Origin of the sequence: Desulfomonile tiedjei DSM 6799 (genome assembly GCF_000266945.1) — a bacterium.
Classification (GTDB): Bacteria; Desulfobacterota; Desulfomonilia; order Desulfomonilales; family Desulfomonilaceae; genus Desulfomonile; species Desulfomonile tiedjei.
The window spans coordinates 3,523,469-3,537,750 of sequence record NC_018025.1 but is presented as its reverse complement, the minus strand read 5'-3'; the positions used below and the strand labels follow the sequence as shown (position 1 = coordinate 3,537,750).

Sequence of the window (14,282 nt, the reverse complement as noted above, 5' to 3'; positions counted from 1 at the left end):
CACCATGCCCAAAATCGGAATGGAACAAATCAGGAGAGAAGAGGTGATATCCGCCACGAAGCGCTGTCTCGCGAAGAACGGATTCTCCAAGCTTTCCGTGAAGGCAATTGCTGAAGAAGCTGGGGTGAGCACCGGTATCATCTATCATTATTTCAAGAATAAGGAAGATCTCCTTCTAAATGTTATCAAAGAAGCTTTTTCTCGGTCCCACGAAAATGTCATGCAGGTAGTGGAACCGTTAACCTCTGAACGAGACAAGCTGTTCAAACACCTGGAGAGTATTCATGCGGTAGTAGTTGATAACCCTGAATTTTACACAGTTCTGCTGAATTTCCTCGGACAGGCCCCCTATAACGATGAGATCAAGAGAATCATGACGAAATTTTTGTCCAATTTGACATCTTATGCGGGCCGATATCTGGAAGACGGAGTTGCTCACAATCAGTTCTCCGAGAATAAGATCAAGGATCTGCACACTCTGCTCATAGCGTTAGGTATGGGGTTGGGCATCATGTGCACGTTGGCGCCGGATACATTTAACCACGAAGCTCTTGGTGAATCTTATAAAGAGTTCGTGCGAAGGCACGTCGAATAAGTTTCTTCAAGGCTCCTCCTCTTTTTTTTTTGCATCGAATTATATTGAACGTTCAATATAAAATAGGCGTTTGAGGCGCGTGTTAAACGAATGATTCACAACTTCAAAGAGGAGGGAACCCATGAGTGTCCGCAGATTTCCGCCGATCAACGAAGATGCTGGATTTTTTGCACAGTCCGTGTATGAGGAAGCACTGTCGCGTTACCCTACCGTTGCAGATCTCGTCGCGACGAAAGCGAAGGAGAACGGGAAGAAGATCTGGATGGAATTCCAGGATGGAAGAGCGTTCAGCTATGAGGATGCAGACGACTTAGGTAACCGCCTGGCCACGGGATTCTATCAACTGGGAGTACGAGCGGACGATCATGTGGCCCTGTTTGCTCTGAATTCACCATTGTGGGCCTTTTCCTATTTTGGAATTCTGAAGCTTGGTGCAGTGCCTGTGACGGTGAACACCGGATTCATGAAGCAGCCCCTTATTTATAACTTAACTGCCTCCGCATCCGAGTACCTGATCGTTGATTCCAGGCTCCTGGACAGGTTGAAAGCAGTTGAAGAGTCTTTGCCCGAACTGAAGCATGTCTTCATCATAGGAAAAGATAATTTTGTTTCAGAGAATGCTCCGAGCCATGCGTATACGTTCGTGGACGATCTTCTCTCCCTTGAGCCCGATCCCGCACACAGGGTGCCACGAAAAATTTCCGATCCAAGCGCCATGATTCTTACTTCAGGCACCACAGGCCCGTCCAAAGTGGTATATGATACCAACGCTCAATTCATCACGACTGCATTGTTCTTGATCGATGCGGGTGGGGTGACGAGTGAGAGCGTATACTATTCGTATCTGCCTCTTTTTCATATCATGGCTCTCGACATGGCAATGTTGCTCTCCATGCTCGCTAACGCCAAGATAGTTCTGGTGGAGAAATTCGACCCCGCGGTTTTTTGGGAACACGTGAAAAAATACGGTATTACTCATTTTGCCGCGGTCGGTCCCATTTTGGAGATGCTGGTGAAAATGCCTCCGTCACCCCTCGAGAAAGACCACGGGCCAATTACGGCATTGGCATATTCCTCAAAAGAAATCTGGGTTATTGCCGGTGAACGGTTCAATATTAACATCACTGGCGGGTACGGCAGTACGGAAGTAGGCATCCCGATAAGTGCACCGAACCACATCGTGAGAACCAAAGCGAATCCTCCTGGAGCCTGTGGAATGGTAGGCCCTCATGTAGAAGTTGGCGTCATGAACGAATGTGGAGAACTGTTGCCTACAGGACGTACTGGAGAAATTGTGGTTCGACCCAAGATGCCTTGGGCGATTTTCATGGAGTACTATGGAATGCCGGAGGTTACGACAAATGCCTTCAGAGGACTCTGGTTTCACACGGGTGATGCAGGTTATTTTGACGAACAAGGATACTTGTTTTTCGTGGATCGGTTGAAAGATGCCATTCGAAGAAAAGGCGAAAACATATCTTCATACGAAGTTGAGCAAATTCTGTTGAAATATCATGATATTGCCCAAGCAGCGGTGGTTCCGGCCAAGTCAGACTTTGGAGACGAAGAGGTCATGGCGGTGATCGTCCCGGCATCTGACCGGAATGTCAGCCCGGACGCCATCGTGTCCTATGCAAAAGAAAACATGCCCCACTTCTGGGTTCCCAGGTACATCAGGTTCATGGACGCTCTCCCTGCGACTGCAACCGGTCGCATCGAGAAATTCAGGTTGCGAGAACAAGGCGTTACTCCCGATACGTATGATAGAAGAGCGGTTCGTAATGAATGATGGTGTGCCAAAACTGAATAGGAGAAGACCGACAGTATGACGCCGATTGCGTTAGGAATCTTCTCGATCGTTCTTCACGCAAAGTCCTTGAATCGACATAAGCCAATGTCTGGGAAAAACTGACGGTCTTCTCCTTTATAGTAGTTGACATAATTTCTGACCTTTTGAACACCCTTTCTTTTACAAGGAACGGTAGAGTCCGGCGTCTCTGCCGGACCGAACTGGTCGGTTCATTATGAAAAATGTGCCGGCACGGAGGCACGGCACCTACCGATTTTAGAGAACCTCTCTTCGCAATCGGACAATAATTCTGACATCTGCTATATGTGATGGCAGGATGAGTATAAGGAGATTTCATGGATGTTGTGATCGAAAAGAACGGGTCCGTTTGGACCATTATAATGAACCGTCCGGATCGTAAGAATGCTGTGGACAGAAACATGGCAGATCGGCTTGCAGATGCTTTTCGGTCGTTTGAAGCCGACAGCCATGCACTGGTATCGGTTCTCTGGGGAGCAGGAGGCTGTTTTTGCGCTGGAGCCGATCTAAAAGCTCTGGCTCGTGGCGATAGGAATCGGCTGAATACTGATATGACTGCAGACGGCCCTATGGGGCCGACCCGTATGCGTCTTTCCAAACCGGTCATTGCAGCCGTATCCGGTTTTGCCGTGGCCGGTGGTTTGGAGCTTGCGTGTTGGTGCGATCTGAGGGTCCTGGAAAAGGACGCTGTTCTGGGAGTGTACTGTCGCAGGTTTGGCGTTCCTTTGATAGATGGGGGCACTCAAAGACTTCCTCGTCTCATTGGACTGAGTCGGGCTATGGACATGATTCTCACAGGCAGATCCGTGAGCGCTGAAGAGGCCCTGTCAATGGGATTGGCTAATTACGTGGTGGAAACGGGGAAATCCCGTGAAGAGGCTGAAAATCTTGCCAACAGGATTGCTCGGTACCCGAACCGGTGCCTCAGAAGCGACCGGGAGGCAGCGTATCGTGGCTTCGATTTACCATTCGACCAGGCCATGGATCTTGAATTCCGTTTGGGATTACAGGTGATCGAGAGTGGAGAGAGCGAACAAGGAGCCGTGAAGTTTTCTCAGAAACAGGAAGATGCGAAACGCTTCTTCTGAGTCAGTCTGATTCTGCTGGATCCAAGGACATTGGAAAGTGGCGGGCGCCATATCGCGTATATGATAATGAAAATCTCGAATGCTCTTTCTCATCATCACCGCGCCAGCGGAATCGAAACGATTGGAGAAATGATATGCGAACCAAGGAGCAGTACATAGCAGGGCTGAACAAACTGGGGAGGAACCTGTACTACAAGGGAGAGAAGATCGGTCGCGATCACGAAGACCTCATCCCCTCTGTAGACGTTATCGGGGCCACATTTGAAGCGGCTCGGAATCCCGAGATCGAAGATCTGTGCACCGCAGTCTCTCACCTCACAGGCGACAAGATCAACCGCTTCTGCCATGTGCATCAAGACACAAACGATCTTCATAAGAAGCAGGATATGACTCGCGCTTTATGCCAGAGAACGGGCTACTGCGTGGGCAGATGCATGGGAGTTGATGCTCTGAATGCTATTAACGCAGTTTCCTATGAAGCGGATCGAGGCAACAAAGGAGAGACAGGCTATCACGGGAATTTTCTGAAATGGCTGGAATATTTTCAGAAGAACGACCTTGTCGGATCCTGTGCTCAGACCGATGCCAAAGGCGAGCGTTTGAAACGGCCTTCCAAGCAGATCGACCCTGATGCTTACCTGCGGGTTGTGGAGAAGAAGAGAGACGGCATTGTGGTCAGGGGTTGCAAGGTGCACATCACCTTTGCGGCCGTGGCTGACGAGATTCTTGTTCTCCCTACGCGGGCGCTCACTCCGGAAGAAGGGGATTATGCAGTAGCGTTTGCTGTTCCCGGGGATCACGAGGGCGTCAAACAAGTAGTCCATCCGCACAATTTCCGGAAGCGTCAGCGCCTAGCCCGAGGTTTCAACTGGGGGGCTGCCGATTCGTACGTGATTTTTGACGATGTCCTTGTTCCCTGGGAGCGAGTATTTCTCTGTGGAGAGCATCAGCACGGGGGCATCTGTGCGCTGCTGTTTGCCTTATTTCATCGCCACAGCTATTCCGGATGCAAACCTGCGGTCGGTGACATCCTCCTGGGGCTCGCCTCTCTTGTTTCCGAAGTCAATGGCATTGAAAAAGCCGACCATGTCCGGGAACATCTCGCGGAACTCATAACGATTGCCGAATTAGGATATGCTGCCGGGTACACCGCTTCCTCGTTGGGAAAACCCGAGCTGTTCATTCCGGGCGTCGGTGTGCGTCGGTACGGTCCAGGTTCGTACATCCCCAATTCCATATATGCAAACGTGGGGCGATGCCTGACAGGAGATTCTGTCTACCATGAGCAGGAAATCCTGTGCAAACTTGCAGGAGGAATGCCCGCGACATTTCCCTTCGAGCAGGATCTGTTCAATGAAGATCTCAAACCTCTTCTGGATAAGTACATAAGGCGCAACCCGAACATTCCCGTAGAGGAGCAAATCAAGTTCTGGCTATTCTTTACAGATTTTGCTTGCTCTGCAGCCGGAGCGGTTTTCAATTATGCCGGCGTTCATGGAGGAGGTTCACCGATTATGGAACAGATAGCCATTACTTCACAATTCGATATCACTTCCAGGAAGAATATCGTCAAGCGCTTGGCCGGAATGAAAATAGATTGAAGAATAGTTTCCCCCGAAGACGGATTCGGCAGACTATATATAGCCGTTGACATAATTTCTGACCTTTTGACCAACATTGTTCCTTGAAAGGACGGTAGGGGCCGGCGTCCCTGCCGCCCCGAACTGGCTGATTTGTACTTGAAAAGCGTGCCGGCACGGGGGCACGGCACCCACCAATTGTCGAGCAGTGCTTTTCACAATCGGACGCTATTTTATACACTTGCTGTAACTCAGGGAATTCTTAATTGCTTCTCAATGTAAGCATTCAGTCATATCGGGGGAAAAATCCCCCCGTCCCCCCTTTAGAAAAGGGGGGTAAAGAAGGCACGTGCAATTCCCCCCTTAATAAAGGGGGGTTTAGGGGGGATTTAGAAAGTCAGTGGTATCGCGATCACAGGAGAAGATCTTCTCTACCCCGCGTAACTGAACGATTACTTCTCAATTCCAGTCATGACTCTTCCCTTCTTCGACATCGGACCGGATTCCAAACTGCTTGAGATATCGATACAGTGAGTCGCGCGCAATCCCAAGGAGTTTTGCCGCATCCTTTTTATTTCCACGGGATTGCTTCAAAGCGTGTATGCACATGATGCGAGTGATTTCCTCGGTGACATCGTGAAGAGTTCGCCCGTGATAGTTCAATTTTAGCGCCAGATCCTGACTCTGTGAGTTTTCAGCCGGAATATCGATATCAAAGCGCCTTCCGTCCCATAGTATTAATGCCCGTTCCAAAACATTCCGCAATTCTCTTACATTACCGGGCCAATCGTATTCGGCGAGGGAAGCAACAAGCGATGAGCGCAGCATCGGAATTTGAGCAAGTTGCATTTCTACAGCCAGTTGGGAAAGAATCTCCCCAGCAAGTATGGGAATGTCATCACGTCTCTCCCTCAGAGGCGGAACGACTATTGATATCACGCTGAGTCGGTAATAGAGATCCTTTCGAAAACGTCCTGCAGAGACTTCTTTGGCCAAATCTCTGTTCGTAGCGGCAATAATGCGAGCATTCACGGTGATACTCTTTTCTCCTCCCACCCGAGTGAATTGCCTCGTGTCAAGAAAGGTGAGGAGCTTAGCTTGTAGCGCCATAGAAAGCTCTCCAATTTCGTTGAGCAGAAGTGTTCCACCTTCAGCAAGCTCCAGAAGTCCGCGTTTTCGACCGTGAGCCCCTGTGAATGCTCCTCGCTCATATCCGAACAATTCCGATTCCGCAAGTTCATGGGCAACCGCAGCGCAGTTAACGCCAAAGAACGGACCCCCGGCTCGTTTCGAGTGGTCGTGAATGTAACGAGCAAGATAATCCTTGCCACTCCCGCTTTCGCCCAGGAGAACTATGGTTGCATCTTTTGCAGCAGCGACACGAGCGTTCATAAGTGTCGCTTTCATTGCTTCGGACGGATATTGCCGGGCGAGGGGTACGGAGGTAGACTCGCTCACTCTCCAATCGGTGACATCGCGGGATATGCCGCAAAGGCCGACAACGTCTCCCGAGCGGTTTCGCATGGGAGCGCGTATTTCGTGAAAAATCATAAGCTCGTCGTTCACTTTAATGGCGTATTCTCCCTCAACCGATTCCCCCTGAAGAACTCGAGCATCCGCATCCTGAATGTGAGCCGCGTCCTGAGGCTCAAAGATATCCTCGATTTTCTTTCCGATAAATTCTGAAGCCGGGATTCCGAACAATCGTTCCACGGCAGGGTTCACATGCGTGTACCTCAGACTGGCATCTTTACAGAATACAAAATCTACAGCGCCTTCGAATATGGTTCTAAAGCGCTCCTCACTCGCTCTGAGAGCTTCCTCAGCCTCGGAACGTTCCAGAATCCGGCCCAGCCTATGTGCCAGCTCGTCGGCGAGTACATGCTCCCCCGCAAGGAACCTTTCCCCATCGTTCTGGTTTTCATCTGAAATACAATAAAGTTCCAGAGAACCGGCCTTGGCACCGGAGACCAGGATGTCTCTGGCAAGCCTGTGACCGTCTGTTCCGAAGTGGTGACTCTGGAATTCACGACCGTTGAGAACGACGCGAGCCCAGCTATTTTGCGGGTCCCTTAAGGCTGTTGGAATCATCTGGACAATCACTTGAAAAAAGATTTCCTCGGAAATCCCGGGAGTCTCAAGAAGCTTGGTCAAGCCGTAGAGACAATTCAGTTGTCTCACCTTCTCTCCGAGTTCGCGCGTTCGCTGAGCCAATCCTTCTTCCGCCAGCTTTCGATCGGTAATATCAAATCCTACTGACTGATACTCGACAACAGTTCCTTCTTCATCCAGTATCGCCCGGTTGGTCCACCGGTGCCAGCGGATCTCTCCGTCCGGCAACATGACTCGATGCTCCTGAGTACGGATAAGAGAGTCAATGTTTAAAGATTCCAGATGACTCCTGAGTTGATCCCGGTCAATCTCTGCAACGAGTTCAAACACTTTTGTCCCGATCAGGTCCTGGCGATCTTTCGAAAATTGTCTGCAAAAGGACTCATTTACAAAAGTAATAACGTAATTCGGAGCGTAACGGCAGATTAACTCCGTCTGGTCTTCCACAACAGCACGATATCGTGCTTCACTGGCAATTAACTCCCGTTCCGCGATCTCGTGGAGCATTCGAGCTCGTATCGACGTCAGGCCGAATACTAGGTCTCCTGCCAAGTGACATAAATGATCCACTTCCTCATTGCTATAAGCATCGGGATGGCTTGAGTAGATTGCTAATCCGCCTATAGTCCGGTGCTCGATCGTGAGCGGAAGAATAATCAGCGACAGAAAGTCTTCCTCCAGGATGGATCCACTCCAATGCTTGAGGGACGCGTCATTGCCGATATCCTTCAAGATAAGTGTGGTGCCTGAGCGCATTGCATTGATGACAGGATCGTGAGTTGCATCCGTACCATGCAGGAGTTCACCGAAATCGGGAACGCTCTTCTCGTGCAAACCGGCATGTGCTGCCAAGTTGATTGTGCTGGGGGCATCATGTTTCATGAATGCGATCCACGCCATGGAATATTGGCCTGTCTCCACAATGATTCTACAAGCTTCATCAAGAAGAACGGTCTCGTCTTTAGTGCGGGCCAGGACTTGATCGAATTGGCGCAACGCTTCGAGCCTGCGAGAGAGACGAATCAGGTTTTCTTCAGTGCGTTGGCGCTCGGCGATTTCCTCGAGGAGCATGTCATTGGCCTTTTTCAAATCCGACGTACGAGCCTCGACTCTCATCTCCAACTCTGCATGGGCTTTTGCGAGAGCCGCCACAGCTTTGTTTCGTTCCGTCACGTCCACTGCGACGGCTAGAGATCGCTCGGGATTTTCACCAAAGTCATCGACCTTGATTGCTGAGAAAAGCACATCGATGAGTTGGCCGTTCTTCTTCACATACTGGTAAGGAATATCTTTGAGTAAGCCTTGCTCAAAGAAATTGGGCAGGTGGACTTCCAATGCCTCTCGACGGGATTCCTCGGATAAAAAGTCTGCGGCACTCTTGCCGAGAACCTCGCTCGTTGTGTACCCGAGCTTTTCGAGCCAGTAATCGCTCACACTCACAATGCGGGCATTATGATCTATGGAGTGCAGCATTGCCGGGGTCTTGCTGTACAGGGAACGATATCGTCGAGCACTCCGTCTCAATGCTTCTTGTTCCCGTTTAATCTCAAGAAACAAAAGCTCATAAGGTTTTCTGAAACCAGTCTCAACAATGGCCCGGTACATCAAGTAAAAAGCCATTATTTTGAAACAGTGGCCAAGGAGATTGGTGAGCCCCTCAACGCTCGTATAGAGGGTAAAGGTGAATTCCGAAATAATGGTAACGGCAATAGAGGACACGATCAACCGAAATACGCCACTATCGAATTGGCTCCGCTGCGTGTAAAGAGCTGCTATGGCACCGAGCAATATGAAACAGATGATGTATTCGCTGGCTTTTTTGAAAACGGTAAGACCGATACCCTGTTCCCAGCATGTCGGGAAAACCTCCCAGGTGTAGATAGAGGCAAGCAATAGAGCGAAAACGAGAGTAAACAGTCCTATGGTCGTGTCAATTCGCAGTCTGCGGCCGAAAAGCATCGGAGCCGAGAGAAGACAGATGCTCTGGAGGTATCTGGCGGCTATCCAGAGTTGGGTCGGCGATTCCGCGTCATTTGTTGTGAAAAGGTCCATTCCCTTGTAGTCAAGCATGTGGAGCAAATCCAGGCCGCCGACGAAAAGGTATGCAATGCCGAGGAAAAGTAGATAATTGTTGTTGATGAATGTACGGGAGTTCCACGCTACGACGAAAATGCCGAAAGCGACCACGATACTAAATAGTTCGGCTAGACTGTGGAACAGGAGATAATTGTAAACGCTCGTCAGGTATAGAGCCACGAAGAGTGAGACAGCAAAGACGGCATTTAACCATAAAGATCTTTGCTGCTCCTCTTCACCCATGTCCATGTGTCTTGGATAATGTTCGAGAGTCACTATAACCCTACCGAAGCGGACTTATTTCGACTAAGTCTTACTTATGACAGCTTCTGTGATGAAGTCAAAATGAAAAAGGTGGGACGAAGGATTTTACTGTGTCTTTTGGCGCGCAAGGCAGGGGTATATCTCTGTCGAAACTGGTTGAACGGGTAGATTATGCACTTTTGTTGTGGTCTGTCCGATATTACGACACGCGGTAACATCTCAATATAAAAGTAATTTACCTGGAGTGTCCGAGAGATCGACAGATAGCTGATTGAATTCATCATGATTCGACTTGTCGGCAAAAAACTAAATTAGGTTGTGATAGCGCCGTGTTGGAAGAGTATGAATGGGTTGGCCCTTTTCTTGCTAACGACATCGATCCGATGTTGGAAGGGTCAATTCTCGACCAAAAGAATGGGCAAACGGCTGGTCCTGCAAACTTTAGAAGCAGCCTCTTGTGTAGATTCTGTCGATTGAATCTTTGGTTGTGAGCGGATATGGACCTGCAATTTTATCACGCTGTGTTGGACAATGTTTGCGATGTCCCCTTCAGGAGAGGCTGTCATTAACCCAAATATTATCCTGATATTTCAGGTTGCTATAATATTAAACAACAATATGTATTGGATTATTTAATAACTAACTACAAATAGCGGAATCTACCAGACCATAAATCACAGTTTTTGGAGGCAGCAAAGATGGGTACGCGATACGTCTGTACAGATTTGGGAGTTCCCAATCGCGAGCTGGTACTGGAGCAACTTGAGGAGAGGATTGTACTCGACGGTGCAGTCGCCGACACTCAGGATGTCGTTGCTCAACAAGCCGACGGAGGTCAGGTTGATAGCCTCGGCTGGATCTCCACCGGAAATGGTTGGTGGTATGAAGACAACGGCAGCGGCTGGTGGTGGGAAGAAGCAACCGGGTGGTATTGGAACGAGAACACTGGCTGGTGGGTGCTCAATTCAGGGGATTTTTCCTACTGGTATCATGGCGACCATCAGTATTGGGCCAACGAAATCTCCACAGGCGCCTGGTTCTGGTGGGATGATGTGACGGATCAGATTTGGGAGCCGGCATTCACATGGTTTGCCGATCAGGTCAACACAGAATGGGCATGGGTCTATAACGACTGGAATGGAAGTTTCTACTACACTGACGATCTTCATAACATGTACCAGGATCACAATGGCGGCCAGATGTGGTGGTTTGATGCCGTAACTGACAATGTCTGGGAACTTTACCAGACATGGTTCGCCGATGGTCTGGGCGGTCAGGTGTACAACGACTTGAATGCAAGTTTCTACGATCCCAGCGGAGGCACTCATTTTTATTTGCAGCAAGACCACGCTACCACCACATGGACATGGTTTGACTGGGTAGAGAGTCAAACGTGGGAACCGTACCAAACATCGTTTACCGACCCGAATGGAATCCTTCAGTACAACACCTGGGATACAACGACTTACACTTATGGAAATGGATTGTATACGTACGTTCAGAACCATTTGGTGGCAGGGGAGAATGATGCTCCTCAAATCGGAGTTTCCGGAACTCAGACAGCAACCGAAAATACTGACACGCTCATTTCCGGTATTGCAGTACTCGATATTGATGCCGGTTTGAACGATGTTGAGGCGACTCTTTCAGTCGCTCATGGCACACTCACTTTTGGCAGTGTCACGGGATTGACGTTTACAACCGGCACGGGAAATCACGATACAACTATGGTGTTCACCGGTAGCCAGGACGCAATAAACGCTGCACTCGCCAATCTGACGTATACCGGTGATCCGGCCTTTGCAGGTACAGACAACCTCGATGTCACCATCAACGATCTCGGAAACACCGGCACGGGCGGGCAACTCATCAGCACTCAGTCAATCCAGATCGATGTAGCTGACGTCCCGAGTCTGACAGGCTTTGCCGATACGTATAATCTCAACCATCCAACTGATATCCTGCAATTCAGCTTGATTCAGAATCTTGTAGTCAGCGACATGGATAGCCCATGGGTGACGGTGAGCATCTTCGTCGATAGCGGCACCTTGGCGTCGACGGCAGGCACGTTCGCCGCCGGTACCTGGAGCATTACCGATACCGTGGCAAACGTGCAAACCGTCTTGGACAATTTGACGTACAGTCAAGTGGGCCCTGGTGGAACCGTGAATGCGACGACTCACATCGTGGATGCTTCCGGAAATAGTCCCGTAGACGGGGCATTCCAGATCGTAGTGAACGACATCCCGAGCCTGACGGGATTTCTCTCCAGCTACAGTTTAGGGAGTCCCACCGAGACTCTTGCGTTCACTGGCATCATCATAACAGACGCTGACCTGGAAAACGTGACGGTGAATGTTCAGGTGAGCTCGGGTACACTGGCATCCAGTCTTGGGGGAGCCTTTGCAGCCGGCACCTGGACCATGACAGATACAGTGGCGAATGTGCAAGGCGCTCTGAATGCCTTGGTCTTCACACCAAGCACAGCAGGTTATGTTACCGTCACCACTCACATAATTGATGCTCAGGGTAATAGCCCGGTAGACGGAACCTTCAGCATCTCAGTGTCAGGCGCCGCACTCCTCCAGGATATTAACCCGGGAACCGCTGCCAGCAATCCGGGCAATTTCCTTGAATTTCAGGGTGAACTCTACTTTACCGCATCAGATGCCACTGGCGGTCACCTCTTTAAAATTGACCCGGCCATCGGTCTGGCGTCCGTTGTCCCAGGGAGTCCCACAGCCGGGGGTGGGCTAGTCATATTTGACGGTGACTTGTACTTTGCTGGAAACGACGCCACGTACGGCACCGAGCTTTGGAAGATGGACGGCGCTAGCGGCGCATTCACCAGGTGCACGGACATCTATGGTGGCACCGGCAGCAGTTATCCGTCTTCCCTTGTAGTGTACAATAACGATCTGTATTTCGCTGCGAATACCGCGGCTTTTCCTAACCCTAACACTGAACTCTGGGTGTATCACATTGACCCGGTCAGCGGAATCGGCACGGCACAACTCGCTGCCGACTGTTGGGTCGGTTCGAGTAGCGGTTATCCCTCAAACCTGACTGTGTTTAACGGCGATCTGTACTTTGCTGCTTATGATACTGCCAGCAATAATGGAAATGAGCTCTGGCGATATCATGCGGATCCGGGTCAGATTGTCGGAACAGGCACCAGAATCTCAAATATCGCTGCCGGAACCGCGAGTAGCTCTCCTATGTTTTTGACTGTATTCAATGATTCGCTTTATTTTAGGGCCAATAGCGCTTCCAGTATCATATCTCCAGCCAACTCGGAGCTCTGGAAAGTAGACATCAATGGCACAGTAAGTCTTGCGAAGGATCTCTGGGTGGGAGGCAACGGTGATACGAGTTATCTTACAGTACTCAACGGCAACCTGTATTTTGCGGGTAATGATGGTACTGGCGTGAAAATTTGGATGATGACACCTGACGAAACATTCTCATCTCTTGCCTGGGCTGGGACTGCGTCGGGTGCAGTGAAGTACCTCTATGCCTTCAACAACGATCTTTATTTCCAGGGCTATTCAGCGGCTCAAGGATATGAGCTTTGGAAATACGATGACACAACCGGAACCGCTTCCCTGCTCCAGGATATTTGGCCGGGAGCCAATCCGAACAATGGCCTCAGCCTTGCCCCGAATTTCTATGCATATAATGGCGATCTCTACTTCTTGGCTACCGATGGTAGCACAGGGGCAGGACACGGATATGAGCTTTGGAAATATGACCCCGCTGTTTAAACCAGCAACCCCCGACCGGTGCTGATGGGCACCGGTGACCTTCCAGTCCCCCATTTCTCATCATACGAGGGGAGCGACCTTCCCGTCTCCCCTCGAATTTTTTCCGGACTGAACTCACTGATCGATACAATATTGGAAACTATCGAAGACTGAAAGGAGGAGTCGGTGCAAAGCCGGCCGTCTTTCAGTACATTGACAGCGAGCTTTCCATGTTGTTAGTCTATGTACGAAATTGAATGTAACGAAAATTGTCGACGAATCGGGGAATGGCATGACTCGAGACGTTCTGCTGTCACGTTACCCGGAGGAGAGACCCCTTGATGAAGATCTTGGCTCCTGGTGGGTGATGCACATCAAACCGAATTGTGAGAAAAAAATCGCATCGTATTTTCTGAGCAGAAACATTAGTTATTATCTCCCTCTCTACAAACGCAGGACAAGAGTTGGCGGCCTGAAACGCATCAGAGAAGTAGAGGTCCCGCTGTTCAGCGGTTACATCTGTTTCGCTCTGGATCGAGAAAAACACGTATTGCTGTACGATACGCAAAAATTCGTAAGAATTATCAAAGTGGAAGATCAGTCGGCCTTTGTGGGAGAACTGGATGCTGTGGCCAAGGCAATAGCCTCAGGAGAGGAACTCATTGTGAAACCGGGGTTGGTTCCCGGGAAGAGGGTCCGTATTTTATCAGGTCCTCTCGAGGGGATTGAAGGGGTGATCAAGAGAGGGCGAACTGAGCGACAGTTTGCTCTGTCAGTGCAAATGTTCAATCAGAGCGTGATTGTGACGCTTGATAGCTCTACTCAATTGGAGCTGATTTAGATGAATTGCACTTTTTTTGGAGCGATTGCCGAGAATTCTGAGGTTTGTCCCACGCTCCGATACAGGGTATCGGTAGCGTCATACTGATATCATGGATCATGTTAAAAATGTACCGGCACAGAGAAACTGTCTCAAAAGTCGAAATTCATCCAGAT

At 49.8% G+C, this 14,282-nt stretch carries 7 protein-coding genes; 6 read left to right on the top strand and 1 reads right to left on the bottom strand.

Translation table 11 applies throughout. The features are described from left to right. Positions 1 to 4: 4 nt before the first annotated feature. The 4 genes from DESTI_RS14970 (at position 5) to DESTI_RS14955 (ending at position 5,112) form a co-directional block, all read left to right on the top strand. Entirely contained in the window at positions 5 to 595 is a 591-nt protein-coding gene (locus DESTI_RS14970) for a TetR/AcrR family transcriptional regulator (RefSeq protein WP_014810814.1), read from the top strand. Between the two features lie 121 nt (positions 596 to 716). Beyond that, positions 717 to 2,384, top strand: a complete 1,668-nt coding sequence (locus tag DESTI_RS14965; RefSeq protein ID WP_014810813.1) for an AMP-binding protein — start codon at positions 717 to 719, stop codon at positions 2,382 to 2,384. A 356-nt stretch (positions 2,385 to 2,740) separates the two neighbouring features. Further along, entirely contained in the window at positions 2,741 to 3,511 is a 771-nt protein-coding gene (locus DESTI_RS14960; RefSeq protein WP_014810812.1) for a crotonase/enoyl-CoA hydratase family protein, read from the top strand. A 134-nt stretch (positions 3,512 to 3,645) separates the two neighbouring features. After that, complete coding sequence (locus tag DESTI_RS14955) at positions 3,646 to 5,112, top strand: 4-hydroxyphenylacetate 3-hydroxylase family protein (protein ID WP_014810811.1); 1,467 nt, start codon at positions 3,646 to 3,648, stop codon at positions 5,110 to 5,112. 438 nt (positions 5,113 to 5,550) lie between these two features. Here the strand turns inward: DESTI_RS14955 and DESTI_RS28960 are convergent, their stop codons facing one another. After that, positions 5,551 to 9,555 carry an MASE3 domain-containing protein gene (locus DESTI_RS28960; RefSeq protein ID WP_014810810.1) on the bottom strand — a complete coding sequence of 1,335 codons (4,005 nt, stop codon included), beginning with the start codon at positions 9,553 to 9,555 and terminating at the stop codon, positions 5,551 to 5,553. Between the two features lie 686 nt (positions 9,556 to 10,241). On the opposite strand from DESTI_RS28960, the gene DESTI_RS14940 reads away from it, so the two are divergent. Together DESTI_RS14940 and nusG are read left to right on the top strand one after the other, a co-directional pair. Then, positions 10,242 to 13,307: a hypothetical protein gene (locus DESTI_RS14940; protein WP_014810809.1), complete on the top strand. Its 3,066-nt coding sequence runs from the start codon at positions 10,242 to 10,244 to the stop codon at positions 13,305 to 13,307. A gap of 271 nt (positions 13,308 to 13,578) precedes the next feature. After that, complete coding sequence (gene nusG / locus DESTI_RS14935) at positions 13,579 to 14,127, top strand: transcription termination/antitermination protein NusG (RefSeq protein WP_014810808.1); 549 nt, start codon at positions 13,579 to 13,581, stop codon at positions 14,125 to 14,127. The last annotated feature ends 155 nt before the right edge of the window (positions 14,128 to 14,282 follow it).

What these genes read in the sequence shown, in the direction of transcription:
- DESTI_RS14970 (WP_014810814.1), top strand. Translation starts at nt 5, where the DNA reads ATGCCCAAAATCGGAATGGAACAAATCAGGAGAGAAGAGGTGATATCC.
- DESTI_RS14965 (WP_014810813.1), top strand. Translation starts at nt 717, where the DNA reads ATGAGTGTCCGCAGATTTCCGCCGATCAACGAAGATGCTGGATTTTTT.
- DESTI_RS14960 (WP_014810812.1), top strand. Translation starts at nt 2,741, where the DNA reads ATGGATGTTGTGATCGAAAAGAACGGGTCCGTTTGGACCATTATAATG.
- DESTI_RS14955 (WP_014810811.1), top strand. Translation starts at nt 3,646, where the DNA reads ATGCGAACCAAGGAGCAGTACATAGCAGGGCTGAACAAACTGGGGAGG.
- DESTI_RS14940 (WP_014810809.1), top strand. Translation starts at nt 10,242, where the DNA reads ATGGGTACGCGATACGTCTGTACAGATTTGGGAGTTCCCAATCGCGAG.
- nusG (WP_014810808.1), top strand. Translation starts at nt 13,579, where the DNA reads ATGACTCGAGACGTTCTGCTGTCACGTTACCCGGAGGAGAGACCCCTT.